Raw genomic sequence first — 26080 nt, forward strand, 5'->3', positions numbered from 1 at the left:
GAAGGTATCGCACCCCGGCCATTAGCGGAAGGGTCAGGCCTTGAAGGCCTCCTTCAACCGGTTGAAGAACCCGCGGCTCTCCGGGCACTCGTCGCCGGTTTCTGTCTCTCGGAACTGCTGGAGCAAGTCCTTCTGCACCTTGGTGAGCTTGGTGGGAGTCTCCACCACTATCTCGACCACCAAGTCGCCTCGGCCGCGGCCCTGAAGCACTGGCATGCCCCCGCCCCTAACGCGTAGCTGCTTGCCCGATTGAATTCCTGCGGGGATGTGAACGGTATGGCTCTCGCCGCCGAGGTCGGGAATCTCGATCTCGTCGCCCAGCGCAGCCATCGTGAAGCTGATCGGGCATCGCGTCAGAAGCGTAGTGCCCTCGCGCTGGAACACCGAGTGATCGCGAACGTGGACGAAAATGTAGAGGTCGCCCGGCGGCGCACCGCGGGGACCCGCCTCGCCCTTCCCGGACAGCCGGATGCGGGTGCCGGTATCGACTCCCGGCGGAATCTCGACGTCGAGCTTCTGCGCCTTGTCGACGCGCCCCTCGCCGCGGCAGTCGCGGCATGGGCTCTCGATCACCTCGCCCCGCCCGTGACAATTGGGGCAGGCCCGCTCGACCACGAAAAACCCTTGCTTCGCGCGCACCTTTCCTTGGCCCGAACAGAGGTTGCAGCGGCGCGTGCCGGTGCCGGGCGTGGCTCCGGAGCCGTGACAGGTGTCGCAGGTCTGGCTCACTTCGATCTCGATCTCGCGGCTTTCGCCGTGGAACGCCTCGTCGAGAGTGATCTCCATGTCGTAGCGCAGGTCCGCCCCGCGCCGCGCCTGCTGGCGCCCGCCGCCGCCAAAGGCGCTGCCGAAGATCGTCTCGAAGATGTCGCCGATGTCGCCAAAATCCTGGCCGTGGCCACCGCCTCCACCCATGCCGCCCTGGAACGCGGCATGGCCGAATCGATCGTAGGCCGCCCGCTTCTGCGGGTCCTTGAGACACTCGTAGGCGGCCGACACGGCCTTGAACTTGTCTTCGTTTTCCTTGCAGCCGCCGTTCCGGTCAGGGTGAAACTGCATGGCGAGCTTGCGATAAGCGCTCTTGATCGTAGCGTCGTCCGCCGTGCGGGAGACGCCGAGCACCTCGTAGAAATCTATCTCGGCAGTGGACATCGTGATCCCGGCCCCAAACTCAGCCGCCACCGGTGCGGTCGGCACCGGTGGCGGACTGGGTTTCCATCACTTCGATCAGTTCTTGGCGTCTTCGTCGACTTCCGAGAACTCGGCGTCGACAACCTCTTCCTCGGCAGCGCCATCGCTGTCGGCGGCGGCGTCTTCGGCCGGTGAGGCGGAAGCCTGCTCCTGGCTGTAAATAGCCTGGCCCATCTTCATGGCGACTTCGGTGAGCGCCTGCGCCTTCGTGTTGATCGCGTCGACGTCGTCGCCTTCGAGCGCGGTCTTGGCTTCGGCAATCGCCGCCTCGACTTCACCCTTCAGTCCGGCGTCAATCTTGTCGCCGTGCTCCTGGAGTTGCTTCTCGGTCGCATGGACGAGGCTGTCGGCCTGGTTGCGCGCTTCCGCGCCCGCCCGCCGCTTCTTGTCCTCTTCGGCGAACTTCTCGGCGTCCTTGACCATCTGGTCGATGTCGGCGTCCGACAGACCGCCCGAGGCCTGGATGCGGATCTGCTGCTCCTTGCCGGTGCCCTTGTCCTTCGCGCTGACGTTGACGATGCCGTTCGCGTCGATGTCGAAGGTGACTTCGATCTGCGGCACGCCGCGCGGCGCCGGAGGGATGCCGACGAGGTCGAACTGGCCGAGCAGCTTGTTGTCCTGCGCCATCTCGCGCTCGCCCTGAAACACCCGGATGGTCACCGCCTGCTGGTTGTCCTCGGCGGTCGAGTAGGTCTGCGCCTTCTTGGTCGGGATCGTGGTATTGCGGTCGATCATGCGGGTCATGATGCCGCCGAGCGTCTCGATGCCAAGCGAGAGCGGCGTCACGTCGAGCAGCAGCACGTCCTTGACGTCACCCTGCAGCACGCCCGCCTGGATCGCCGCGCCCATGGCGACGACTTCGTCCGGATTCACGCCAGTGTGCGGCTCCTTGCCGAAGAACTCCTTCACGAACTCGCGCACCCGCGGCATGCGGGTCATGCCGCCGACGAGCACGACATCGTCGATGTCCGCGGCCTTGAGGCCGGCATCGGCGAGCGCCTTCTTCATCGGCTCCTTGGTCCGTTCGATCAGACTACCGACCATCTTTTCGAGGTCGGCGCGGGTGATCGTTTCGACGAGGTGCAGCGGGGTGGTGCTGCCGCCTTCCATGCGGGCGGTAATGAAGGGCAGGTTGATCTCGGTCGTCTGCGCACTCGACAGCTCGATCTTGGCCTTCTCGGCCGCTTCCTTGAGCCGCTGGAGGGCGAGCTTGTCCGTCCGGAGATCCATGTTCTCCTTCTTCTTGAACTGATCGGCCAGCCACTCGACGATGGCGGTGTCGAAGTCTTCACCGCCCAAGAAGGTGTCGCCGTTGGTGCTCTTCACTTCGAACACGCCGTCACCGATCTCGAGGATCGACACGTCGAACGTGCCGCCGCCGAGGTCGTACACCGCGATGGTCTTGCCGTCGTTCTTCTCGAGTCCGTAGGCGAGCGCCGCGGCCGTGGGTTCGTTGATGATGCGCAGCACTTCGAGACCGGCGATCTGGCCGGCATCCTTGGTTGCCTGGCGCTGGGCGTCGTTGAAGTAGGCCGGAACGGTGATCACCGCCTGGGTGACCTTCTCGCCGAGATATGCCTCGGCGGTTTCCTTCATCTTCTGAAGAGTGAACGCGCTGATCTCGCTCGGCGAATAGTCCTTACCGCCGGCCTGGACCCAGGCGTCGCCATTCTTGCCCTTGACGATGTGATAGGGAACCAGCTCGGTGTCCTTCTTGGTCACCGGATCGTCGAAGCGGCGACCGATCAGGCGCTTGACCGCGAAGATCGTGTTGTCACCGTTCGTCACCGCCTGGCGCTTGGCCGGCTGGCCGATCAGGCGCTCGCCATCCTTGGTGAAGGCGACGATGGAAGGCGTCGTGCGCGCGCCTTCGGAATTTTCGATGACCTTAGGCTTGCCGCCGTCCATCACGGCAACGCAGGAGTTGGTGGTGCCGAGGTCGATACCGATAACTTTGGCCATGGTTTCCCTATTCGATTCAGCCCCGTTCGGGGGATTGTTGGACACCGCCTCTTCGCCTCCCGCATTCGCGGCAAGGCCCCCTCGGCGGCTCGGATTGCGGGGGCGATATAGGTGCGCTTTTCCTTGGCACAAGAGAGCGGGCAAGCTACCGCTTGCCCCCTGTTTCGAAGGGGGAAAACTATGCTGCGACGGATGATTATGGGACTCGCGTTGGCGAGTGCGGGCGCGATGCTGTCGGCTTGCGGTGAAACGCCCGCGGAAGCGCCTGCCGATGCCGGGATTCCGGGCATGAAGATTTCCAACGGGCGGATGGTGCTGGCGCCGGTCTCCGGCAATCCCGCGGCGATCTACTTCGACCTTGCTTACGATGGGGATCGCAATCTCGCGCTTAATCGCGCCGAGGTCAAAGGCGCCAAGAGCGCCATGTTCCACGACTACGGCGAATACGACTTCAAGGTCCAGATGATGGACATGCTGCCGCTACCTCTGAAGAAGGGCGACAGGGTCGAGTTCAAGCCGGGCGGCAAGCACCTGATGGTGATGGAGCCCGATCCTTCCTTGAAGCCCGGGGGGAAGACCGAGGCTTCGGTGATCGTCTCGGGCGGAGGCAAGCAAACGTTCACCGTCGAGATCCGCGCCGCCGGGGATGAACGCTGAGCGAGAACGCCGACAATCTGGGATTAGAGAGTCACGACGCGCCGCTCGCGCCCGCCTGCCCTTCGGGCGGCGAGCGGCGTTTGACCGAAGGCGAGATCACCCTCGCCCGTGGCGTGTTCGGCAGTGCGATCGACTACGCCAGGGTTACCATCCGGCGGCGCAAGTTCTTCCCGTTCCAGCCCCGCCGGATAACCATGGCCCCGCGCGGTCACCTGCACTTCCATCCGAGAGCCGAGGCCTACTGCGACGACTTCGCCCATGCCGGCAGGATCACGCAGGGGCTCTTCATCCACGAAATGACGCACGTGTGGCAAACCCAGTCGCGAGGCGAGTGGTACCTGATGCTCCACCGCCACCCGTTCTGCCGCTACGATTATAGCCTCAAACCCGGCTGGAGCCTCGCGCGCTACGGTATCGAACAACAAGCGCAGATCGTGAAGCATGCGTTCTGGCTGAGGAACGGAGTCGCGGTGGCGGGAGTGGCGGATCCGGCCGCCTACGACCTGCTCGTCCGCTTTCCGGGGACGACCTGACGCCGCGGGGTTGAGCGGCCCGGTTTCACTTGATACTTGTTGGCCATCGATCCGGGCGGCCCAACCCGCGCCCGGCTTGGCGAACAATCATGGAGCTTTCAGACTACGGCATGTCGCGGGAACGCGGCTTCCTCTCGCATTACGAAATCGATCAGATCGCCCTCCCGTCGCAGTTCGAAGCGGTGAAGGAAGCGGCCGGTAACCTCTCCGGGCTCCTGTCTACCGGGCGGGTGCGCCACTGGCTCGACCAGCTTGCGGACCCCGGCCTCGAAGACTGGGCGCGCGAGGCGGCCGAGGAAGAAGTCCGCACCGCGATGGTGCACTACTCGTTCCTGGTCCAGGCCTACGTGTGGGGCGAGCCCTTGCCGCCTGAGCATCTGCCCGCCAATCTCGCGCGCCCGATGGTCGCGGTCGCCGACCGGCTCGGACAGGCCCCGCTGCTGCCCTATTCCGCCTACGTGCTCGACAACTGGGCGCGGCTCGACAAGTCCGGCCCCATCACGCTCGACAACATCTACATGTTCCAGAACTTTCTCGGCGGCGACGACGAGAACTGGTTCGTGATGATCCACGTCGCGATCGAGGCCGAGGCAGGCGTGCTGCTCGACAACGCCGCGCGGCTGGTGACGATCGCGAAGGAAGGCGACGCCGGCGAGGCCGAGCGCCTGCTGGTCGAAATGGACCAGGCGTGGGAGCGGATTTACGGCCACTTCGCCCGGATGGGCGATCGGTGCGACCCCTACATCTACTTCCACCGCGTGCGGCCCTATATCCACGGCTGGGCGAACAATCCGGCGCTGGCCGGCGGCGGGCTGATCTACGACGGCGTCGACCGCTTCGAGCGCAAACCGATGCCCTATCGCGGGCAGACCGGCAGCCAGTCCAGCATCGTTCCGGCGATGGACGCGCTGTTCCAGGTCGGTCATTCGGACGATCCGCTGCGCCAGTTCCTCGACGAGCTGCATCACTATCGCCCCGTCCCGCATCGCCGCTTCATCGAAGACCTGGCGGCGCAATCTACGCTTCGCACGTTCGTCGCCGGCTCGGGCTCGCAGAGCCTGAAGGATGCGTTCAACGCCTGCCTCAGCCAGTCGGCCCGCTTCCGCACCCGCCACCTCGAGTACGCCGCGAGCTACATCAACAAGCAGGCCGGCAGCATCGCCGGCAACGACCCCGACGTCGGCACCGGGGGCACACCGTTCATGAAGTACCTGAAGAAGCACCGCGACGAGAACGCGGCGCAACTGGTCTAGTGCACAAAGGGACATTTCTTCGCCCGAAGGGTTGCCCCCTGATTTTCGCGCGCTAGAGACGCCCCTGTGTCGCCTGTGCCCGATGCCGAGACGTTCCTGCGGGAACACTTCAGGTCGGTCTGGTCGCTCGAGCTGCTGTTGTATCTCGAGAAAGAGCCGGAGCGCGGCTTCACGCCTGCCGAATTGATCGAAGCGCTGCGCGCCAGCCAGGGCATCGTCGAGCAAAGCCTCGGCTCTCTCGTTGGCGCCGCGCTTATCGTCGTCGAGGAAGGGGGCCGGGTACGCTACGCCCCCGCCGATCCGCGCATGCGCCGGCTGGTATCCAAGATACGGGACGAATATGCCTTGAAGCCTGATTCGGTACGACGGGCGATCATCTCGAATGTGGCGGGCAGTGCCTCGGCATTCGCCGACGCGTTCCGGTTGCGGAAGGACTAGCGCCCTGTCCCTCACCCTCCCCACGGCGGTCTATGTCCTTTGCTTGGTCACCAGCGCGATTTGCGCGTGGCTGCTGGGGCGCGGATACATGCGCTCGAAGGCGCGGCTTCTCCTGTGGAGCGCGGTGTGCTTCGTGCTGCTCGCGGCCAACAACCTGCTCGTGGTGATCGACCTTGTGGTGTTGACCGACAAGACCTTCCGCCTGGAGCGCCTGGAGATCATGCTCGCCGCGGTGGCCGTTCTCCTGTTCGGCTTCGTGTGGAACCTGGAGGACTAGCGACGATGCTGATCGCCTTCCTCTCCGGTGCGATCGTGATGGGCTTTGCCGTCGCGACGCTGTTTTTCCTCAAACTTTGGCGGCGCACGCGCGACGGCCTGTTCGGCGCTTTCGCGCTCGCGTTCTCGCTGCTGGGCCTGTCGCAGCTGCTGTTGACCTTTACCGAATGGCCGGTGGAGGAACGCAGCTGGCTCTACCTGCTCCGCCTCGCCGCGTTCCTGGCGATCATCGTCGCCATCTGGCGCAAGAACGCCGGCGCGCGCAGCTAGCGCGGGAACAACTCAGCCGGGCTTCTTGGCGACACCCACCATCGCCGGGCGCAGCAGGCGATCCTTGATCATCCAACCGCTTTGCATCTCCTGCACCACGGTACCCGGCTCGTGCTCCTCACTGGGGATTTCGAGCATCGCCTGGTGCTGGTTGGGGTCGAGCGGCAGGCCGTGCGCGGCGATGCGGGTGATCCCGTGCTGCGCGAAGACTTTCTCGACCTCGCGCTGGGTCGCCTCGATGCCGGTGACCATCGCCTTCATGCGCGGATCGTCGTGCAAATCGGCGGGGATCACCTCGATCGCTCGCACGAGGTTGTCGTAGACCGACAAAATATCGCGGGCGAAGCCGGTCGCGGCGTAGGCGCGGGCGTCGGCGACGTCCTTCTCCATCCGGCGGCGGACGTTTTGAGTCTCCGCGCGGGCGTAGAGAACGTCCTGCATCGCCTTGTCGAGGTCGTTCTTGAGGGCCGAAAGCGCTTCGGACAGGTGATCCTCGCCCGCCTTTGGCTCGCCGTCGATCATATCCGCGGGGACACCGTCGAGTTCCTTCGCCACCGCCTCGTCGGCCGCCTGCTTCTCGTCTTCGATCATTGTTTTGTCGTCGCTATCCGATGAGTTTGCCCAGCGATCGGGCGGTGAAATCCACCATGGGGACCACGCGCGCGTAATTCAACCGAGTCGGGCCGATCACCCCCACCACGCCGACCACCCGCCCCTCGCGATCGCGATAGGGCGAGGCGATCACCGACGACCCCGAAAGCGCGAACAGCCGGTTCTCGCTGCCGATGAATATCCGCGTCGATTCCGCAGCCCGCGCCGAATCGAGCAGCTCGGTCACCGCCTGCTTGCTTTCGAGATCGTCGAGCAACTGGCGCACGCGCTCGATGTCGCCGAGCGCGCTCTCATCGAGCAGGTTGGCAGCGCCGCGGACGATCAGCACTGGGCGGCGCGCGGCGTCCTCGCTCCACACCGCCAGCCCGCGCTCGACGAGATCGCGGCTGGCGGCATCGAGCTGGCTCTTGCCCGCAGACAGTTCCGCCCGCATCGCAGCCGCCGCCTCGGCGAGCGTACGCCCGGCCAACCGCGCGGTGACGTAGTTGGACGCCTCTTCGAGCGCCGAGGCCGGCAACGGGCCTTCGAGTTCGATGACGCGGTTTTCGATCGCCCCGTCCTCCCCCACCAGCACCGCGAGTGCGCGGGTCGCGTTGAGCGGCACCAGCGTCAGCTGCGCGAGGCGCGGTTCGCGACGTGGCACCATGACCATGCCGGCGGCGCCGGATATATCGGACAGCAGCGCGCTGGTCGCCTCGAGCGCCGCCTCGATCGGTCCCGGTGCGGAGAGGCGCTTCTCGATCGCCTGCCGTTCCTCGGCGCTGGGTTCGGCCACCTGCATCATCCCGTCGACGAACAAGCGAAGCCCGCTCTCGGTGGGCATGCGCCCGGCGCTGGTGTGCGGCGCCGCCAACAGGCCGAGGCTCTCGAGGTCGGCGAGCACCGAGCGGATCGAGGCCGGCGACAGGTTGAGCATGGTTTCGCCCGCCAGCGTTTTCGACCCGACGGGTTGCCCGCTCGCCAGGTAGCCCTCCACCACCAGCCGGAAGATGTCGCGCGCGCGCGTGCTCAGTTCGGTGACCGGGGGCGTAAGCATCGACCGCAATCTAGAGCATGCCCTTGCAGCCTCAAGGGGCAAGCGCGTAGGCGCGAAGCAGACTCATTGAAGGATAGACCATGCGAGCTTCCGGCCGCGCGCCCGACGAGATGCGCGCTATTGCGATCGAAACTGCTTTCACCAAGCATGCCGAAGGCTCCTGCCTGGTGAGCTTCGGAGACACCCGGGTGCTGGTGACCGCCAGCGTCGAGGAACGCATCCCGCCATGGCTGCGGGGCAAGGGCGAAGGCTGGGTGACGGCCGAATACTCGATGCTGCCCCGGGCCACCCACACCCGCGGCCAGCGCGAGGCGGCCAAGGGCAAGCAAAGCGGGCGAACGCAGGAAATTCAGAGACTTATCGGGCGCTCCTTGCGCTCGGTGGTAGATCTGAAAAAGCTCGGCGAACGCCAGATTGTGCTCGATTGCGACGTTCTCCAGGCGGACGGCGGCACGCGGACCGCGGCGATCAGCGGCGCATGGGTCGCGCTGCGCCTCGCGGTCGACGGCCTGATGAAATCGGGCGCGATCGCCGTCGATCCGATCGAGGCCAAGGTGGCGGCGATCAGTTGCGGCATCTGCCAGGGCACGCCCGTGCTCGACCTCGACTACGTCGAGGATTCGAGCGCTGACGCCGACGCCAACTTCGTGCTGATCGAAGGCGGCAGGATTGCCGAGGTCCAGGCCACGGCCGAAGGCGCGACGTACGACGAGGAAGGCCTGCTACGGCTTCTCCGCCTCGCCCAGATCGGCTGCGCGCAAGTATTCAGCGCGCAGGAGGCGGCGACCCGCAAATGACCCGGCGCATCGGCTCCGGCACGCTGGTGATCGCGACGCACAATGCGGGCAAGCTGAAGGAGATCGGCGTGCTGCTTGAGCCCTATGGCGTCAAATGCATCAGCGCCGGCTCGCTGGGACTGCCCGAGCCCAAGGAAACCGGCACCACGTTCGTCCAGAATGCGCTCATCAAGGCGCGGGCGGCAGCCGAAGCTGCGGGCCTTGCCGCGCTGGCGGACGACAGCGGGCTGTCGGTCGCGGCGCTGGACGGGCGTCCGGGGGTCTACACCGCCGACTGGGCCGAGCGGCAATGGTTCGAGGGCGATCCCGGCCGTGACTGGTACATGGCGATGGGCAAGGTCGAAGGCATGCTCGCGGCCAAGGGGCCCGACACGCCGCGCGATGCGTGGTTCAGCTGTGTGCTGGCGCTGGCCTGGCCCGACGGCGAGACCGCGGTTTACGAAGGCCGCGCCGACGGCACGCTGACCTGGCCACCGCGCGGCACGATGGGATTCGGCTACGATCCGGTCTTCGTCCCCTCAGGGCGCGATGTCACTTTCGCCGAACTGGACCCGGAGGGAAAGCATCGCATCAGTCACCGGGCCGACGCTTTCGCCAGGTTGGTGGCCGACCAGTTCGGATAGCCGACGTCATCCCCCACCACATTGCCGGCCGGGTTGTAACGGCAGACGAGGAAATCGTGCGCCCCGCCCTTGGCGACCGCGCAGCCGACCTCGGTCGTCGCGGGCCAGATGATCTGGGTGTAGTGGCCGACGTCGGCCCAGTTTCCCGTGCGGCTGACCTGGGGGAATGTGCCCGGGCGGAACTTCGCCCGTTCGGCGATGAAGCCCCCGACCATGTCCTCCGCGCTGTAATGCCCGGCCGTGCCCATCCACAGGTTCTCGCCCATTCCGCGGCGCTGGTAGTCGTCGGCGTGCTGCAGCGTACCCTGGCGCGAGAGTTCTCCCGCCCAGCCCTGCGCATCGTGCGCAAGCTTGCTCGACCATGCGAGAGCGGGAAGCCCGGCGCGGTCGCGCTCGGCGTTATGGGCCTCCAGCAGGCGGCGCGCGAAATCGCCGCGCGGATCGGCGTGAGCGGGCATTGCGGCCAGCACGATGGCAAGTGCGCCCGCCACGGGCGCGATGAGACGACGCATCCCCATGCCGCCTGGGCTATACCAGCACCTCTTAATCGATTCTAAAGCTGCGAGATCATGGCCCGCGCGCTCTACATCCACTGGCCGTTCTGCCTGAAGAAGTGCCCGTATTGCGACTTCAACAGCCATGTGCGCGACAGCGTCGATTTCGCGGCCTGGCAAGCGCCGATGATCGCCGACATGCGCCACGAGGCCGCCCACGCAGGCGGAGAGCCGCTCGAATCGGTGTTCTTCGGCGGCGGCACGCCGAGCCTGATGCCGCCGGCACTGGTCGGCGCCCTGCTCTCCGAGGCCGAGCGCCTGTGGGGCTTCGCGCCGGACATCGAGATCACGCTCGAGGCCAATCCTTCGTCGGTCGAGGCCGCCGCATTCGCCGGGCTGGCATCGGCCGGGGTGAACCGTGTGTCGCTCGGCGTGCAATCGCTCGATGACCAAGCGCTGCGCTTCCTGGGGCGGCTGCACGATGCCGCGGAAGGGCTTGCGGCGCTAGACACCGCGCAGGCGGCTTTCGGGCGCGTCAACGCCGACTTCATTTACGCCCGCCCCGGGCAGTCCGAGGCCGAGTGGCAGGCCGAACTGCGCCGCGCGCTCGATCTCGGCACCGATCACCTCTCGCTCTACCAGCTCACTATCGAGCCGGGCACCCGCTTCGCTACCGACGTGCGGCGGGGTGCCTTTGCCCCGCTCGCGGATGATCCGGCGGCGGACCTCTACGCCCTGACGCGGGAGATGACGGCGGCGGCAGGGTTACCCGCCTACGAAGTGTCGAATCATGCCCGCTTGGGCAGCGAGAGCCGGCACAACCTCGCTTACTGGCGCTACCAGGATCATGCGGGCGTGGGTCCGGGCGCGCACGGCCGGCGGGGTTCAGTGGCCACGGTGCGGCACAAGAAGCCCGAAAACTGGCTCGCGTCCGTCGCCCAGCAGGGGCACGGCATTGCCGAGCAGCGCGGGCTGGGCGTCCGCGAGCAGGCGTCGGAGGCGCTCCTGATGGGCCTAAGGCTGACCGAGGGGGTCGACGTGGAGGCGCTGTCACGGCGCTTCGCCATCGCCCGGGATGCGCTGATCGACCGCGATCGGCTGGCCCTCCACCGCTCGCTTGGCCTCGTCCGGACCGACGGCAGTCGGCTGGTCGTCACCGATGCCGGGATGCCCCTGCTCGATGCCCTCCTTGGCGAGCTCGTGCCCGACGCCCTGGTCGAAGCATGAGCAAGGCCGAGCTGCTCGAGGCCTGGGGCATCTATCTGCGCGACGCGCGGCGCCGTTCGCCGCACACCGTGCGCGCCTACGTCGCGGCAGCGGGACGGCTGATCGACGCGGCGAAGCTCGAGGACTGGCAGGCGGTGGCGGCAACCGATGCGCCGGCATTGCGGCGCCAATTGGCGCTCCGCCGCGCCGAAGGACTGTCTAACAGTTCAACTGCACGCGAATTGTCCGCATTGAAGCGCTTCATTGCGTATGCCCGGACGCAAGTCGGCGAGGAATCGGTGGCTCCCCGAGTGCGCGGGCCTCGGCTCAAGAAAGGCCTCCCCCGCCCCGTCACCCCCGACGAAGCGGTGAACCTCGCCGACCTCGTCGCCGTCAATGCGGCCGAGGACTGGATCGGCGCCCGCGACCGCGCGGTATTGCTGCTGATGTACGGCGCCGGCCTGCGCATCGCCGAGGCACTGTCCCTCACCGGCGCCGACCTGCCGCTGAATGAAACGCTGCTCGTCACCGGGAAGGGCGGCAAGCAGAGGGTCGTGCCCCTGATCCCCCTCGTCCGGGCGGCGGTGGCCGCGTACGTGGCTCAGTGCCCTTGGCCGCTCGGCAAGGAGACACAGTTGTTTCGGGGTGCCAAGGGTGGCCCGCTAGGTCAGGGTATGGTTCAGAAGGCCATGGCCCGCGCGCGCATCGGGCTTAGTCTGCCCGACACCGCCACGCCGCACGCCTTGCGGCACAGCTTCGCCACTCACCTACTCGGAGCGGGGGCCGATCTGCGAAGCCTGCAAGAGCTGCTCGGCCACGCCAGCCTCGGCTCGACGCAGATTTACACCAGGGTCGATGCAGCGACGCTCCTCGACACTTATCGCCGGGCCCATCCCCGCGAGCGCTAGTCCCCCGCGGGCTTGCGCAAGTGCCGCGGCTTCCAGGTGGCCACCCGCCAGGCGTACCCAGCCACTGCCAGCGCGATCAGGCCCAGGATCACCCAGCCCATGACGGCCTCGTACTCGCTGAGCCACTGCGCGAGCACGCTGCCGCCAAGGATCAGCAGCGCGTTCCAGATCGCCGAGCCTGCGGTGGTGAATAGCAGGAACCGCCCCAGCGGCATGTGCGCCAGGCCGGCGGGGAGCGAAATCATCGTCCGCATGAACGGGCTGAAGCGGAGAAAGAAGACGACCCACTGGCCGTGGCTGCGAAAGAACCGGCTGGCCTTCTCGACATGCTCCCAGTCGATCGTCAGCCAGCGGCACCAGCGGTTGATGAACGGGCGCGTCCGCTCGTAACCCCAATGGTCGCCGAGCCAATACCAGGCATAGTTGCCGGCCACGGTTCCGACCGTGCCGGATATGAGCAGCGGCCAGAAGTCCATCTGGCCGCGTGAGACCAGCACCCCGCCGACGCCCATGATCACTTCGCTGGGCACGGGCGGAAAGATGTTCTCCAGCGCCATCAGGAGGAAGATGCCGACGTAGCCGCCCCAGGCGATCGCATCGATAATGAAGTCGTGCATGATCCTCACAACGGTTGATCGCCGCAAACGGGTTCGCGACCTTCTTTGCCTTGTAGCGAGCCTCGCGCTATCCGCCGTAGATGGAATCGGTCGATACAATTCTTCACCAGGTCGGCGAACTTTATGACCGCGCGGTCAAAAACCTGCGCCACGACATTCTGGCCTTCGCGCGGGAAGGGGCTCTGCCGCCGGCAGCGAAGCGGCTCGACGGCAGCTACGCCTATCCGGAACTGGTGGTCCGCTACGCCGGAGAACCGCCGGCAAGCAGCCGGGGAAGAGCCTACGGCCGGCTCAACTTCGCCGGCACCTACGTAACCACAGTGACGAAGCCGAAGCTATTCGGCCCCTATCTCAAGGAACAGCTCGAACTGATTGCACAGGATTATCCGGTGCGTTTCGAGGTTCGCGCCTCGCGGCAGGAGATACCCTTTCCTTACGTGCTCGACGGCGCCGCCGGGGTCGAGCTGGCGGGCACCGAGCCGCAAGTTCTCGCGCGCCACTTCCCCGCCACCGAGCTTGCCCTGATCGGCGATGAGCTCGCCGACGGGATCGAGCTCGGCGGCCCCGACGACACCATCCCATTGTCGCTGTTCGACGGGCTGCGCACCGACTTCAGCTTGGCCCGACTCGCCCACTATACGGGAACCGCGGTTGAGCATTTCCAACGCTATATCCTGTTCACCAACTATCACCGCTACGTCGACGAGTTCGTCGACTGGGCCGCCGAGCAACTCGGCGAAGGCGGCTATACCGCGCTCGCAGGCGCGGGGGGCCTCATGCTCACGCAGCCGCGCAGCGATGCGCGCCAGCAGCTCTCGGATACGGCGTGGCGTCGACACCAGATGCCGGCCTATCACCTCATCGGCGAGAACCGGAACGGCATCACGCTGGTCAACATCGGGGTCGGCCCTTCCAACGCCAAGACCATCACCGATCACCTCGCCGTGCTGCGGCCTGAAGCATGGCTGATGATCGGCCACTGCGGCGGCCTGCGCCCGACCCAGAAGATCGGCGACTACGTGCTTGCCCACGCCTACCTGCGCGACGACCACGTGCTCGACCCGGTCCTTCCGCCCGAGATTCCACTGCCTGCGATCGCCGAGGTTCAGCAAGCGCTCTACGGTGCTGCCGAAGAAGTCTCGGGCGCTCACGGCGCGGACTTGAAGCAGCGCATGCGCACGGGCACTGTCGTCACCACCGACGATCGTAATTGGGAGCTGCAGTACACCCAGTCCGCGCGCCGTATGTCGCTGAGTCGTGCGGTCGGAGTCGACATGGAAAGCGCCACCATCGCTGGGCAAGGGTACCGCTTCCGCGTGCCCTACGGCACGCTGCTGTGTGTCTCCGACAAGCCACTCCACGGCGAGATCAAACTGCCGGGCCAGGCGAACCAGTTCTACGAGGAGGCGATCGCGGCCCACCTGCAGATCGGGGTCACCGCCTGTCGACGGCTGCGCGACGAGGGCGAGCGGCTGCACAGCCGCAAGCTGCGGGCGTTCAACGAACCGCCCTTCCGGTAATTCCCGGGCACCTGCGCCGGGCCCCGGCATTTCCCCTCCGTGTGTAATAACGGAGAACGACATGTCGCGCCGCCTCAAGCCCCTTTCGCAGCAAACGATCGTCGTCACCGGCGCTTCCTCGGGAATCGGGCTTGCGACCGCACGCCTGGCCGCCGCGCGCGGTAGTTCGGTGGTCATGGTCGCACGCAACGTGGAAGCGCTCGACGAGGCAGCGGAAGTGATCAGTGCCGAGGGTGGCCGCGCGGCGGTATGCGTCGCCGACGTGGGCGACAGCGGCTGGCCCGAGGCAGTGGGCGAGGTTGCCGCACAGAAGTTCGGCGGCTTCGACAGCTGGATCAACAACGCAGCCGTCGCCCTCTATGCGCCGGTCGAGGAGGTCACCGAGGAAGAGAATCGGCGCGTGTTCGACGTCGGCTATTTCGGAACGGTCGCCGGTTCGCTCTACGCCGCCCGCAAGCTGCGTGAGCGGGGGGGCGGAGCGATCATCAACGTCGGCTCGGTACTCTCCGAGCGCGCGATCCCGTTGCAGGGTACCTATGCAGCGATGAAGCACGCAGTCCTGGGTTTTACCGAGGCGCTGCGGATGGAGCTCGCGCGCGCCGATGCGCCGATCTCGGTCACGTTGATCAAGCCCAACGGCATCGACACTCCTTACCCGGAACATGCGCGGAACAAGATGAGCCGGCCCGCCTCGATCCCTCCGATCCGGTACGATCCGGCGCTCGTCGCACGCGCGATCTGCTTTGCTTGTGAGACGCCGCGGCGTGAACTGCTGGTTGGCGGCCAAGGCGTAATGATTACCCAGCTGGGCAACCTATTCCCGGCCACCCTCGATAAGGTGATGGAAGCGATGATGGGCGACGAAGCCCAGACGACTGTCGTTCCGCCCGAGCCGGGCGCCGACGATAATCTGTTCGAACCCCGCAAGGACGGCCGCATGCGGTCCAACCAAGGCGGCTATGTGCGCAAGCGCAGTTACGCCCTCGAAGCGCAAATGCACCCCGTTGCGAGCATTCTCGCCGGATTGAGCGCCGCCGCGGTGGGCGCAGCGGCTATAATCGCCAGCAAGGCCGTTCGGCGCTAACGGACGCCGATCCCCCGTTAATGGGAGGCTGACGGCGCGCAACGCCTGGGCGCTGCGCGCCTCACCGCTTACCAGCCCTTGGGCTTGCCCTTGTTCTGCTGGCCGAGCCACTTCTTGAGCGGCGCGAAGTACTCGAGCATCGGTTTGGCGCTAATCTCGCGGGTGCCGGTGAACGCCTCGAGCGCATCTGGCCATGGCTTCGAAGCGCCCATCTCCAGCATCGCGTTGAGCTTGGCCCCGACTTCCTTGTTGCCGTAGAACGAGCATCGATGCAGCGGCCCCTTCCAGCCGGCCTGATCACATGCCGCCTTGTAAAACTGGAACTGAAGGATGCGGGCGAGGAAGTAGCGGGTGTAGGGCACGTTTGCCGGAATGTGATACTTGGCCCCGGCATCGAACGTGTCCGCCCCGCGCTCGACTGGCGGAACGATGCCCTGATACTTCAACTTCATGTCATGCCAATGCTTGCCGTAGTCGGCGGGCTGGACCTTGCCGCTGAACAGGTCCCAGCGATAGCGATCGATCAGCAGCCCGAACGGCAGGAACGCCACCTTGTCCATCGCCTGGCGCAGCAACAGGCCGAGATCCTTGTCGGCGCTGGGGACCATGCTGCGATCGAGCAGGCCGACCTGGACGAGGTATTCCGGCGTGATCGACAGCGCCACGGCATCGCCGATCGCCTCGTGGAAGCCGTCATTGGCGCCATCGAGGTAGAACACGTTCTGCTTGTTGTAGGCGCGCTGGTAGTAATTGTGCCCGAGCTCATGGTGGACCGTGATGAAGTCGTCGCCGTTGACCTTGGTGCACATTTTTATGCGGAGGTCTTCCACCTGGTCGACGTTCCAGGCTGAGGCGTGGCAAATCACCTCACGATCGGCGGGCTTCACGAACTGGCTGCGGGTCCAGAATGTCTCCGGTAGGGGTGCAAATCCCAGCGAGCTGAAGAAGCCTTCGCCCGTCTTGACCATCTTGATCGGGTCATAGCCCTTGGCGGTGAGCAGCTCGGTGACGTCATAACCGATGTCGCCAGCGCCGGCCGGGGCTACGATATCGTAGATGTTGCCCCATTCCTGGGCCCACATGTTGCCCAGCAGGTCGGCGCGGATCGGGCCGGCCTTGGCCTGCACCGAGTCGCCATACTTCTCGTTGAGCTTGCTCCGCGTGTAGGTGTGGAGCGCTTCGTAGAGCGGCTTGGTCTCATTCCATAGCCGCTCGGTCATCGCGGCGAAGGCATCGGGATCCATGTCGTAGTTTGACCGCCACAGCGCGCCAGTATCCGCATAGCCGAGCTCTTTCGCGCCCTCGTTCATTAGCGAGACCATCTGGACGTATTCGTCCTTCATCGGCTTTCCGACGTTGTCGTGCCAGCTGGTCCACATCTCCTTGAGTTCCGCGGGGTTGCGGTTGGTGCCCATCGCGGCCTCGATGTCGCTGCCGTTGATCGGCTGGCCGTTCAGCGTGCCCTTGCCCTTGCCATAGATGCCCTGGATCTCGCCCTTGAGCGAGGCGACCTCTTCAGCCGCACCGGCGCGGGTCGGGGCCGGCGTGGTAATGAGCGTGCGCATCCGGTTGAGGATGCGGTTGGTATCGTAATCCAGGCCTGGCGCGGTTGCCAGGCTGGCAGCCGTAGCGGCATTGCTCACCTGCATCTTGGTGAGAATCGCTTCCTGTTCCGCGTTCAAGGCGGCGGTGTCGTCGTTGATGTAGGTCGAATAGACCCATTCGGTCTTCGCCTGCCGGTTGATCTGGTCGAGATAGGCATCCGCCGCCTTGTCGACGAATGCTTTGGCGTCAGCGGCGGTGGGCTGGGCGTCTTGCGCCAGGACCGGCTCTGAAGCGAACACAAGCGCGGTGGCGAGCGCGACGAGCGCGACGGAAGCGGATTTCATGAGGGCGACTCTCCGGAACATGCGACGAATTGGTTGCGGTTGATACCGCCCTAACCTGTGCACCGCCTGAATCAAGCCGTCAGAAAGCGCACGATCTCCGCGCCGAGAGCCGGTTCGGTCACCGAACTCATGTGAGTGCCGGGAACCTCGACTTGGCGCGCATTCGGCAATGCGGCGGTGAGCTTGGCAGGATCTCCATTGTCCCGGTCCTGAGCGCCGCACAGTACCAGGGTAGGGGCCGCGATGGTGGCGAGTTCGGCTGGGTCGGTATCCCCCACCGATTCCAGCAGCAACCGCGCCGCAACCAGATCGACCTTCTGCGTTTTGATGAAGGCGACCGCCATGAACGCCGGGTCTCCGTGCCTCACGTCGTCGAAGCGGGCGATGGCGTCGAGGAAGAATGCCGAGCGCCGATTCCAGCCCGCCAGCCCTTCGAGACCCATGCCCGCGAGTACGAGCCGCCGCGGCTTGAGGCCGGCAATCACCGCACGCGCCGCGGTGCGGGCTCCGAGCGAGAAGCCGACGAGGTCGAACTCGCCAAGGTCCAGCGCCTCGATTAGCGCAAAGGTATCGCGCACGAGCACGTCTCGCGGATAGGCGGACTCGTCGTGCGGTTTGGCGCTGGCGCCGTGGGCGCGGAAATCGGGCATGATCGCCTCGAAACCGGCGTCCGCCAGCTTCTGCGCATGGCCGAAGCGGATCCAATTGGTCCGTGCTTCGGAAAACAACCCGTGCAGCAGGACCACCGGCTTGCCTTGTCCCAGCCGGTGCACCGCCAAGGGCTGGCCATCGAACCCGGCCACCATCACGGTCTTCGCGCTCACTCGGGCGGCTGCGCGCCGGCGTCCTTCCACTTCTGCACCAGAACGTCGTATTCGTCGGTACGGTAGCGAGGGAGCCCGCTCGTATCGACCCACGCTTCGTGCAGGCTTTCGGCGCCGAAATGGTGCTTGGGGACGAAATCGGACGGATCGTCGAAGGTGCCGATGGTCAGGTCCATCTTATTCGAGCCCTCCTTGAAGCGGAAGCCGAGCGGCGTGCCGCAGCTTGAGCAGAACGGCCGCTCGGCGATCGGCGAGCTCGAATACCAGTCCGGCTCGCCGTCCCACGCCACATCGGCGGCTTTCACGCCCACAAACGCCGCCGCCACTCCGCCCGTCGCGCGCTGACACATCCGGCAGTGACACAGATAGGCGTCCGCGGGATCGGCTTGCGCCGTGTAACGCACCCGGCGGCACTGGCAGCCGCCGCTCTTGCTGATCGTCGTCATTACAGCGGTCTAGCGCACGCGGGCCGCTCCGAAAAGCGATTGCCGTTCGGGAACCGCTTCCGTATCTACCGGGTGATGGGTTTTCTAACGAGACTGAATTGACCCTACGGAACGCAGCCCATGGCTGAGGCGGATCCGCGTCAGCCGGCCGAGCAGGCCGCCATCGCGCCCGAAGATGTGTCCGCGAAACCCCGCCGTCTCGGCCGCATCGCCCTCATGACAGCGCTTCCTCTCGCGCTCCTGATCGGCGGCGGCCTCTATTGGCTTAGCCTGCAAGGCCAGGTCTCGACCGACAACGCTTACGTCCAGCAAGACAAGGTTTCGCTCAGCGCCGAGGTAGGCGGGCGCATCGTCGAGGTTGCAGTCAAGGACGGGCAAACGGTCGAGGCGGGGCAACTGCTTTTCCGCATCGATCCTGATCCCTACCAACTTCAGATTCAGCAAGCCGACGCGGCGATCGCCATAGCGCAGGCGAACGTTACGGCGCTCGAGAACGCGTCCGACCTCTCCGGCGCCGACATCGCGGCGGCGCGCGAGGACATCGGCTTCAACCAAGCGGCGCTCGATCGTCAGCAGGCGTTGTGGAAACGCGGCTTCACGACAAAGGCCGATCTCGAAGCGGCCCAGCACGCCGTGTCCGAAGCCCGTGAGAAGCTGCGCGCGGCGGAGGCCAGGCAAGCGGAAGCGCGCGCGCGCCTCGCTAGCGGCAGTCAGGTTCCGGGTGAGAATCCACAAGTCGCCGCCGGGCGGGCGCAGCGCGCGCTGGCCGAACTCAGCCTGAAGCGCACCGAAGTGCGTGCGCCAATCGCGGGCCGTGTCGCGCAGGCCGACCGGCTGCAGAACGGCCAGCAGATCGTGCAGGGCCTTCCGGTGCTCACGCTGGTTGCCACGAACAGCACGTACGTCGAGGCGAACTTCAAGGAGACCGACCTTACGGAAATGGCGGTCGGACAGCCCGCCGAAGTGAGCTTCGACGCTTATCCCGATTTGTTTCTCAAGGGACGCGTGGCCTCGATCGGCGCAGGCACCGGCTCTGAGTTTTCCGTTCTTCCAGCCCAGAACGCGACCGGCAACTGGGTCAAGGTAACGCAGCGGGTGCCGGTGCGCATCGCCATCGAAAGGCGCCTGCCGAGGCAGATGATTACCGGCCTGTCGACCGAAGTGACGGTCTTTACCGACGGCCGAAAACGCTAGCGCCGTGGCGTCCGCCGCGCTTCCACGGGATGCAATCGCGACCGCGAACGTCGCCGACGAACCCCGCCTCCCCGTCCGCAACCAGGCCATCCTGCTCGTCGGCATCATGGCCGCGTCCCTGATGCAAATCCTCGACACGACGATCGCCAACGTCGCCATCCCGCACATGCAGAGTTCACTGGGAGCGACGGCGGACAGCGTCACCTGGGTGCTCACGAGCTACATCATCGCCAGCGCGGTCGCGATGCCGATCACGGGCTGGCTCGCGGACCGGGTGGGCGGCCGGCGGCTGTTCATCTGGTCGGTGGCGGGCTTCATCGCGACTTCGATGCTCTGCGGGGCGGCACAGAACCTCGAGCAGATGGTGATCTTCCGCGCACTCCAGGGCGTAGCGGGAGCCTTCATCCCGCCGCTCAGCCAAAGCTTCATGCTCGATACCAACCGGCCGAGCCGCCACCCGCAGGTAATGGCCATCTGGGGGATCGGCATCATGCTCGGCCCCATCCTCGGACCCATCCTCGGCGGCTGGCTGACGGAAAGCGCGAACTGGCGCTGGGTTTTCTACGTCAACCTGCCGGTCGGCGCGATCTCCTTGGCGATACTGCTGGCCGAGCTACCGAGGCGGGACGGCGCCCGCCGTCCGTTCGACCTGATGGGTTTCGCCTTGCTCGGACTGGCCCTGGCGGCCCTGCAATTGATGCTCGACCGCGGCAATCACGTCGACTGGTTCGATGCGACCGAAATCTGGATATACGCCTTCGTGGCGTTGAGCGCCGGGTGGATGGTTGTCATCCACTTCGCGACGGCGAGAAACCCGCTATTTGCGACCTCGCTGTTCGGCGACCGCAACTTCGCGATCGGGCTCCTGTTCATGATCGTCGTCGGCGTCGTCCTGTTCGCCAACATGGCCTTGATGCCACCTATGTTGCAGCACCTGTTCGGGTTCGACGTGATCGACACCGGCCTGGTACTGATGCCCCGCGGCATCGGAGTGCTGATATCGATGCAGATCTCCGGGCTACTCCTGCGGCGCGGGGCCGACCCCCGGTGGATCGTTGCGGCCGGGTTCTCGATTGCCGCTTACTCTCAGTGGCAGATGGCCCAGTGGTCGCTCGCGGCGGATACCTGGCAGTTCGTCACCGACGGCTTGGTTCAAGGCTTGGGCCTCGGGCTGATCTTCATCCCCGTCAATGTTACCTCGTTCTCCACCCTGCCGCCGCAGCTCCGTACCGACGGCTCGAGCCTGCTGAACCTGGCCCGCTCGCTCGGCGCATCGGTGGGGATCTCGATCACCACGATCCTGCTCGCGGCCAATATCCAGCGCGGGCACGAAGAGATCGGCGGCCGCCTCGACCCAGCCGGACTGGCTACCGTCGATCTGACGACGATCGACCGCTACCAATCCGCCGCCGACGTGGCGCTCAGGCTGTTCGACAACGAGGTCAACCGCCAGGCGGCAATTGTCGCTTACATCGATGATTTCTACCTGATGATGTGGCTGGCGATGTCAGCAGTGCCGCTGACTCTGCTCATGCGCCGTGCCGCGCCGCAGAGCGGGCCGTCTGGCGCACCAATGGATCACTGACGGGAGACCAGGCCCTTCTGCTCCATTCGCCACTTGGCCATAGCGATGCGGTCCTGCCCGAAGAATGGCTCGCCGTCGAACACCAGCGTCGGCACACCCCAGTGGCCCGCCTCCTCGAGGGCCTGCTGGTTCGCCGCGATCTCCGCGTCGAGGGCGTCGGCTTGCCCCGCCGCTTCGGCATCGAGTTCGGCAAGATCGAGACCCGCACGGGTCGCCGCGCCTTCGAGGTGGTCGCCTTCGTGCCAGCCTTCCGCCCCGCCCCAGATCAGCATGCCCGCCTCATGCGCGAACTCGATCCCCTTGCCGCGGCGCGCCGCGGCCTGGCCGAGACGGGTGATCCGGCGGATAAATGGCTGCTCGCACGCGATCTCGCGGGTAACCGAATTCTGCACGATGGGATCGGGCTGCGGTGGGCCGAACGGGATGCCTTCCATCTGCGCCACGCGAAACATGTCGAGGAATGTGTAGCGAAGCCAGTTGGGATGGCTGCGCTCGAAGAAATCGGGCTCGCGGATGGCTAGCGGATAGACCGGGCGTAGCGCGATATCGACCGCATAGTCGCGCGCCAGTTCGCGGTATCTCCCGACCGCCAGATAGCTGTAGGGGCTGCGGAAGCTGAAAAACAGGTCCGCTTTCAGCCCCATCCAGTCATCCCTTCTTCAGGCAGCGCCGGCCAAGCAACTCGGCGATCTGGACCGCGTTCAGCGCCGCGCCCTTGCGCAGGTTGTCACTGACGCACCAGATGTTGAGACCGTTCTCGACCGTCGGATCCTCACGAACGCGGCTGACGAAAGTCGCGTCGTCGCCCGCGCTTTCGACCGGGGTGACGTATCCGCCATCCTCGCGCTTGTCGATCAGCATGACGCCGGGGGCCTCGCGCAGGATGTCCATTGCCGCTTCGGCGGACAGTTCGCGCTCGAACTCGATGTTGATCGACTCCGAATGGCCGACGAACACCGGCACCCGCACGCAAGTGGCGGTGACCTTGATCTTGGGGTCGAGGATCTTCTTGGTCTCGACCACCATCTTCCATTCTTCCTTGGTCGATCCGTCGTCGAGGAAGCTGTCGATGTGCGGGATCACGTTGAACGCGATCTGCTTGGTGAATTTGCTCACCTCGACCGCGTCGCCGACGAAGATCGCCCGGCTCTGCTGGAACAACTCGTCCATGCCAGCCTTCCCCGCGCCCGAGGTCGACTGGTAGGTGCTGACCACGATCCGCTTGATGCCTGCCGCATCGTGCAACGGCTTCAACGCGACAACCATCTGCGCGGTCGAGCAGTTGGGATTGGCTATGATGTTACGCTTCACGTAGCCGTCGATCGCGTCCGGATTCACCTCAGGCACGATCAGCGGCACGTCGGGGTCCATGCGGTAAAGCGACGAGTTGTCGATCACCACGCAGCCCGCGGCCGCTGCCTTTGGCGCATACTCCTTGGCCGGGCCGCTGCCCGCGGCGAACAGGGCGATATCCCAGCCGGCGAAATCGAAGTGCTCAAGGTTCTTGCACTTGAGGATTTTGCCGGTGTCGCCGAACTCGACGTCGCTGCCGGTCGAGCGCCCGCTCGCCACGGCCGCGACTTCGTCGCACGGGAATTCGCGCTCGGCGAGCACGTTCAGCATTTCGCGGCCCACGTTGCCGGTCGCACCGACTACCGCCACTCGGTAACCCACTTCGCTCACTCCTTCGCACCCGACGCCGGGAGGCGCCCCTCTACGCGCTAATGCCCGAAGCGCAATGCAGGGTTCGTATGCACCGCCTAAGCATGGTTAAATTCGGGTTGACCGGCTTTATTGAGATTTGCCTAACAGGCCCTTCCCCACACTGCCCGCACCGGGTCGCTCGGCGCAATCGCGCCGCACGATTCCGATATGCAAAGGACACCCGCGTCACGCGGGAATGGGGGGCTCCCGGTGTGACGCCGAGACGTCTCCTGGAACAGTCTTACGCCCATCGACTGGCGGGGCGGCTCCACTGGCCCCCCGGCGCTGCCCCGCCATCTTTACCTGCCAACAAAAAGGCGCCCCGGTTTCCCGAGGCGCCCCTTGGTGATCGCTTATAACGTCGCGCGAAGGCTTAGCCTTCCTTGCTGACCGTCTGCTTGCGCTCGGCGATGCGAGCGCGCTTGCCGGTGCGGCCGCGCAGGTAATAAAGCTTCGCCCGGCGGACCACGCCGCGGCGAACCACGTCGATGCTCTCGATGTTGGGCGAGTAGAGCGGGAAGACGCGCTCGACGCCCTCGCCGAAGCTCATCTTGCGTACGGTGAAATTGCTGTTGATGCCCCGGTTCGAGCGCGCGATGCACACGCCTTCGAAGTTCTGGGTACGGGTACGCGTGCCTTCGACGACGCGCACGCCCACGCGCAGCGTGTCGCCGGCGCGGAAGGTGGGAATGGTCTTGCCCTCGGAAAGGGCGCCGATAGCTTCGGCTTCGAGTGTCTGGATCAGGTTCACTGGTCCGGTTCCTTCGTTTCGCGCTGCGCACCAGAGGCAGACTGGACCCGAGCGCCGGCGTGGCGCTCCCAAAGGTCCGGCCTGCGTAGCCGTGTGTCGGTCTCGGCCATGGACTTGCGCCATGCCGCGATCCTCGCATGATCCCCCGATCGCAGCACTTCGGGGATCGTGCGCCCTTCCCATTCATATGGTCGGGTATACTGCGGATATTCGAGCAGCCCTTCTTCGAAGGATTCCTCGGCTCCGCTGAGCGGGGCGCCCATTACGCCGGGGAGCAGGCGAATGCAAGCGTCGAGGAATGCCAACGCGGCGGGTTCGCCGCCCGAGAGGACGATGTCGCCCAAACTGACCTGTTCGATGTGCGGGCGGGCCTCGAACAGGCGCTCGTCGAAGCCCTCGAAGCGGCCGCACAGAATGGTCACGCCGGGGCCCGCGGCAAGTTCGCGAACACGTTGCTGGTCGAGCGGTGTGCCACGGGGAGTCATGGCCAGGACCGGCCGCGCTTTTCCTACGCTATCGACCGCCGCCGCCAGCACATCGGCCTTGAGCACCATCCCCGCCCCTCCCCCGGCGGGAGTGTCGTCGACAGTGCGGTGCTTGTCGGTCGCGAAGTCGCGGATCTGGACCGTCTCAAGGCTCCAGTCGCCTCGCTCGAGAGCGCGCCCGGCGAGCGAAATGCCGAGTGGCCCGGGAAACATCTCGGGGTAGAGCGTTAAGACGGTGGCGGCGAAGGTCATCGGCGCGCCCATGCGCCACGAGACGGGATCAAGGCAAGCAATGGACGAGGTAGCGCCCGACGACTGCATTATCATTGGCGCGGGCCCCGCGGGGCTCACTGCGGCAATCTATCTCGCGCGCTATCACCTCTCGATCCGGCTGTTCGATAGCGGCACGAGCCGCGCGGCGTGGATACCCTGCACCCACAATCACGCGGGCTACCCCGACGGGATCGAGGGCAAGGAACTGCTTGCCCGCATGCGCGAGCAGGCGCGCAAATACGGCGCGATCCGCGAGGAGAAGACCGTCGAGCACCTCGCCAAAGTGGGCGATCATTTCATCGTCGGTACCGATGAAGGCACCTACCAGGCACGGGCCGTCCTGCTCGCTACTGGAGTGGTCAATCGCCGGCCCGACGCCTTGGCGGACGAAGTGCACGACGAGGCGCTTGCGCGCGGCTTGCTGCGCTATTGCCCCGTCTGCGACGGATACGAGGTGACCGACAAGCGCATCGCGGTAATTGGAACCGGCAAGCACGGCACCGCTGAATCGCTGTTTCTGCGCGGTTTCACGAAGGACATTACGCTGGTTTGCCCCAAGGGCGATCACGAACTAGACGATTCGTGCTGCGCCGAATTGGCCGAGGCCGGCATCGTGGTCGAGCACGGTCCGTGCGGCGGCTATGCCATTGAAGGCGACCAGTTGGCGTTCGACACCGCCAACAAGCGCATGGCGTTCGACAGCGTCTATCCGGCACTCGGCAGCCATGTACGTTCGGAGCTGATCGGGCTCATCGCGGCGCGGACTGACGAGGACGGTTGCCTGCTGACCGACGACCACTACGAGACATCGGTGCCCGGCCTGTTCGCCGCCGGCGACGTCGTGAAGGGCCTCGACCAGATCAGCAACGCGATGGGCCAGGCGGGCGTCGCCGCCACGACTATCCGCAATCACCTGGCGAAGGAGCGTCCGCTCAGGCGATGAAGGCAGGGTCGACCACGAGGCGGTTCTCGTCCCACTCAGGCACCGCATCGGCGTTCATCGGGGTCATGGCGCGCTTGCCGTCCGGGAACTCGATCTCGAGCACGTCGCCTGCGCCGTAGTTCTCGACGCCGACAATCGTGCCCAGCGGCTCGCCTTCCGGAGAAACCACGGGGAGGCCAAGCAAGTCAGCGTGGTAATATTCGCCCTCTTCCAGCGCAGGCATTGCCGAACGCGGGACTGTCAGCGCGGTCCCGCGCAAGCCTTCCGCCGCTGTACGGTCGGCGATCTCGGCGAAGCGGGCGATCGCGCCGCCCTTGCCGTCGTCACGCGTCTTGGTGAGCGTCAGCGCGCCGTCGTTGAAGCTCTTGTATCGCGCCAGCGCCGCAGCGCCCTCGCCGAACAGCTTCAACCGGACTTCGCCCGTCACCCCGTGCGCGCCGGCGACGGCGGCGAGGGTGACGGGCTTGTCCATCGGGCTCAGCCTTCGGCCTTCTCGTCGCTGCCTTCGA

Annotated in this window: 29 protein-coding genes; 15 read left to right on the forward strand and 14 right to left on the reverse strand. The window is 65.8% G+C overall.

Translation table 11 applies throughout. From position 1 onward, the window contains the following. Positions 1-33: 33 nt before the first annotated feature. Together dnaJ and dnaK are read right to left on the reverse strand one after the other, a co-directional pair. Positions 34-1152, reverse strand: coding sequence for a molecular chaperone DnaJ (gene dnaJ / locus ACWPM1_RS09240; RefSeq protein WP_455694543.1), 1119 nt, complete (start codon positions 1150-1152; stop codon positions 34-36). Between the two features lie 75 nt (positions 1153-1227). Beyond that, complete coding sequence (gene dnaK, locus ACWPM1_RS09245; protein WP_455694544.1) at positions 1228-3153, reverse strand: molecular chaperone DnaK; 1926 nt, start codon at positions 3151-3153, stop codon at positions 1228-1230. A 192-nt stretch (positions 3154-3345) separates the two neighbouring features. On the opposite strand from dnaK, the gene ACWPM1_RS09250 reads away from it, so the two are divergent. The 6 genes from ACWPM1_RS09250 (at position 3346) to ACWPM1_RS09275 (ending at position 6580) form a co-directional block, all read left to right on the forward strand. Further along, complete coding sequence (locus tag ACWPM1_RS09250) at positions 3346-3810, forward strand: copper chaperone PCu(A)C (protein WP_455694545.1); 465 nt, start codon at positions 3346-3348, stop codon at positions 3808-3810. Positions 3811-3890: 80 nt separating this feature from the next. Beyond that, entirely contained in the window at positions 3891-4343 is a 453-nt protein-coding gene (locus ACWPM1_RS09255; protein ID WP_455694546.1) for a vgr related protein, read from the forward strand. A gap of 89 nt (positions 4344-4432) precedes the next feature. Next, positions 4433-5596: an indoleamine 2,3-dioxygenase gene (locus tag ACWPM1_RS09260; RefSeq protein ID WP_455694547.1), complete on the forward strand. Its 1164-nt coding sequence runs from the start codon at positions 4433-4435 to the stop codon at positions 5594-5596. A gap of 66 nt (positions 5597-5662) precedes the next feature. After that, positions 5663-6034: a hypothetical protein gene (locus ACWPM1_RS09265; RefSeq protein ID WP_455694548.1), complete on the forward strand. Its 372-nt coding sequence runs from the start codon at positions 5663-5665 to the stop codon at positions 6032-6034. Continuing rightward, on the forward strand, positions 5979-6311 hold the full coding sequence (locus ACWPM1_RS09270; protein WP_455694549.1) for a DUF5985 family protein: 333 nt from the start codon (positions 5979-5981) through the stop codon (positions 6309-6311). The genes ACWPM1_RS09265 and ACWPM1_RS09270 overlap by 56 nt, the downstream gene beginning before the upstream one ends. A gap of 5 nt (positions 6312-6316) precedes the next feature. Further along, positions 6317-6580, forward strand: coding sequence for a DUF5985 family protein (locus ACWPM1_RS09275; RefSeq protein ID WP_455694550.1), 264 nt, complete (start codon positions 6317-6319; stop codon positions 6578-6580). Positions 6581-6592: 12 nt separating this feature from the next. On the opposite strand, the gene ACWPM1_RS09280 is transcribed toward ACWPM1_RS09275, so the two are convergent. Then, a complete protein-coding gene (locus ACWPM1_RS09280) occupies positions 6593-7171 on the reverse strand; it encodes a nucleotide exchange factor GrpE (RefSeq protein WP_455694551.1) in 579 nt (192 codons plus the stop codon). A gap of 13 nt (positions 7172-7184) precedes the next feature. After that, positions 7185-8228: a heat-inducible transcriptional repressor HrcA gene (gene hrcA, locus ACWPM1_RS09285; protein WP_455694552.1), complete on the reverse strand. Its 1044-nt coding sequence runs from the start codon at positions 8226-8228 to the stop codon at positions 7185-7187. 80 nt (positions 8229-8308) lie between these two features. Between hrcA and rph the strand changes: the two genes are divergently transcribed. Together rph and rdgB are read left to right on the forward strand one after the other, a co-directional pair. Next, positions 8309-9025, forward strand: coding sequence for a ribonuclease PH (rph, locus tag ACWPM1_RS09290; RefSeq protein WP_455694553.1), 717 nt, complete (start codon positions 8309-8311; stop codon positions 9023-9025). Beyond that, entirely contained in the window at positions 9022-9648 is a 627-nt protein-coding gene (rdgB, locus tag ACWPM1_RS09295; protein WP_455694554.1) for an RdgB/HAM1 family non-canonical purine NTP pyrophosphatase, read from the forward strand. Before rph ends, rdgB begins: the two co-directional genes overlap by 4 nt. Here rdgB and ACWPM1_RS09300 read toward each other — a convergent pair. Further along, positions 9600-10160 (reverse strand): CAP domain-containing protein, encoded by a 561-nt coding sequence (locus ACWPM1_RS09300; RefSeq protein WP_455694555.1) that lies wholly within the window; start codon positions 10158-10160, stop codon positions 9600-9602. The genes rdgB and ACWPM1_RS09300 overlap by 49 nt on opposite strands. A 57-nt stretch (positions 10161-10217) precedes the next feature. Between ACWPM1_RS09300 and hemW the strand changes: the two genes are divergently transcribed. After that, positions 10218-11369 carry a radical SAM family heme chaperone HemW gene (gene hemW / locus ACWPM1_RS09305; RefSeq protein WP_455694556.1) on the forward strand — a complete coding sequence of 384 codons (1152 nt, stop codon included), beginning with the start codon at positions 10218-10220 and terminating at the stop codon, positions 11367-11369. Beyond that, the gene (locus ACWPM1_RS09310; protein ID WP_455694557.1) at positions 11366-12256 is read left to right on the forward strand and encodes a tyrosine recombinase XerC; all 891 of its coding nucleotides are present in this window, start codon (positions 11366-11368) and stop codon (positions 12254-12256) included. The genes hemW and ACWPM1_RS09310 overlap by 4 nt, the downstream gene beginning before the upstream one ends. On the opposite strand, the gene ACWPM1_RS09315 is transcribed toward ACWPM1_RS09310, so the two are convergent. Further along, positions 12253-12873 (reverse strand): DedA family protein, encoded by a 621-nt coding sequence (locus tag ACWPM1_RS09315; RefSeq protein WP_455694558.1) that lies wholly within the window; start codon positions 12871-12873, stop codon positions 12253-12255. The genes ACWPM1_RS09310 and ACWPM1_RS09315 overlap by 4 nt on opposite strands. An 80-nt stretch (positions 12874-12953) precedes the next feature. On the opposite strand from ACWPM1_RS09315, the gene ACWPM1_RS09320 reads away from it, so the two are divergent. Both ACWPM1_RS09320 and ACWPM1_RS09325 read left to right on the forward strand, forming a co-directional pair. Then, the gene (locus ACWPM1_RS09320; protein WP_455694559.1) at positions 12954-14393 is read left to right on the forward strand and encodes an AMP nucleosidase; all 1440 of its coding nucleotides are present in this window, start codon (positions 12954-12956) and stop codon (positions 14391-14393) included. A 61-nt stretch (positions 14394-14454) separates the two neighbouring features. Further along, a complete protein-coding gene (locus ACWPM1_RS09325) occupies positions 14455-15477 on the forward strand; it encodes an SDR family oxidoreductase (RefSeq protein WP_455694560.1) in 1023 nt (340 codons plus the stop codon). Between the two features lie 68 nt (positions 15478-15545). Here the strand turns inward: ACWPM1_RS09325 and ACWPM1_RS09330 are convergent, their stop codons facing one another. The 3 genes from ACWPM1_RS09330 to ACWPM1_RS09340 all read right to left on the reverse strand — a co-directional run bounded on the left by ACWPM1_RS09330 (position 15546) and on the right by ACWPM1_RS09340 (position 18636). Beyond that, positions 15546-17366 carry a M2 family metallopeptidase gene (locus ACWPM1_RS09330; RefSeq protein WP_455694561.1) on the reverse strand — a complete coding sequence of 607 codons (1821 nt, stop codon included), beginning with the start codon at positions 17364-17366 and terminating at the stop codon, positions 15546-15548. Positions 17367-17437: 71 nt separating this feature from the next. Beyond that, positions 17438-18172, reverse strand: coding sequence for an alpha/beta fold hydrolase (locus ACWPM1_RS09335; RefSeq protein ID WP_455695152.1), 735 nt, complete (start codon positions 18170-18172; stop codon positions 17438-17440). A gap of 14 nt (positions 18173-18186) precedes the next feature. Then, positions 18187-18636 (reverse strand): GFA family protein, encoded by a 450-nt coding sequence (locus ACWPM1_RS09340; RefSeq protein ID WP_455694562.1) that lies wholly within the window; start codon positions 18634-18636, stop codon positions 18187-18189. Between the two features lie 120 nt (positions 18637-18756). On the opposite strand from ACWPM1_RS09340, the gene ACWPM1_RS09345 reads away from it, so the two are divergent. Together ACWPM1_RS09345 and ACWPM1_RS09350 are read left to right on the forward strand one after the other, a co-directional pair. Continuing rightward, on the forward strand, positions 18757-19830 hold the full coding sequence (locus tag ACWPM1_RS09345) for an HlyD family secretion protein (protein WP_455694563.1): 1074 nt from the start codon (positions 18757-18759) through the stop codon (positions 19828-19830). A 4-nt stretch (positions 19831-19834) separates the two neighbouring features. Then, positions 19835-21415, forward strand: a complete 1581-nt coding sequence (locus tag ACWPM1_RS09350) for a DHA2 family efflux MFS transporter permease subunit (RefSeq protein WP_455694564.1) — start codon at positions 19835-19837, stop codon at positions 21413-21415. On the opposite strand, the gene ACWPM1_RS09355 is transcribed toward ACWPM1_RS09350, so the two are convergent. From ACWPM1_RS09355 to trmD, 4 genes are all read right to left on the reverse strand, one after another. Beyond that, entirely contained in the window at positions 21409-22059 is a 651-nt protein-coding gene (locus ACWPM1_RS09355; protein ID WP_455694565.1) for a DsbA family protein, read from the reverse strand. The genes ACWPM1_RS09350 and ACWPM1_RS09355 overlap by 7 nt on opposite strands. Before the next feature lie 4 nt (positions 22060-22063). Next, positions 22064-23089 carry an aspartate-semialdehyde dehydrogenase gene (locus tag ACWPM1_RS09360; protein ID WP_455694566.1) on the reverse strand — a complete coding sequence of 342 codons (1026 nt, stop codon included), beginning with the start codon at positions 23087-23089 and terminating at the stop codon, positions 22064-22066. A gap of 403 nt (positions 23090-23492) precedes the next feature. Beyond that, a complete protein-coding gene (gene rplS / locus ACWPM1_RS09365; protein ID WP_455694567.1) occupies positions 23493-23870 on the reverse strand; it encodes a 50S ribosomal protein L19 in 378 nt (125 codons plus the stop codon). Beyond that, on the reverse strand, positions 23867-24607 hold the full coding sequence (gene trmD, locus ACWPM1_RS09370) for a tRNA (guanosine(37)-N1)-methyltransferase TrmD (protein ID WP_455694568.1): 741 nt from the start codon (positions 24605-24607) through the stop codon (positions 23867-23869). The genes rplS and trmD overlap by 4 nt, the downstream gene beginning before the upstream one ends. A 40-nt stretch (positions 24608-24647) precedes the next feature. Here trmD and ACWPM1_RS09375 point away from each other — a divergent pair, with 40 nt between their 5' ends. Then, positions 24648-25571 carry an NAD(P)/FAD-dependent oxidoreductase gene (locus ACWPM1_RS09375; protein WP_455694569.1) on the forward strand — a complete coding sequence of 308 codons (924 nt, stop codon included), beginning with the start codon at positions 24648-24650 and terminating at the stop codon, positions 25569-25571. On the opposite strand, the gene rimM is transcribed toward ACWPM1_RS09375, so the two are convergent. After that, positions 25561-26043, reverse strand: coding sequence for a ribosome maturation factor RimM (gene rimM, locus ACWPM1_RS09380; RefSeq protein ID WP_455694570.1), 483 nt, complete (start codon positions 26041-26043; stop codon positions 25561-25563). The genes ACWPM1_RS09375 and rimM overlap by 11 nt on opposite strands. Positions 26044-26080 lie beyond the last annotated feature (37 nt).

The sequence above is a fragment of the Tsuneonella sp. HG249 genome, from assembly GCF_053819205.1.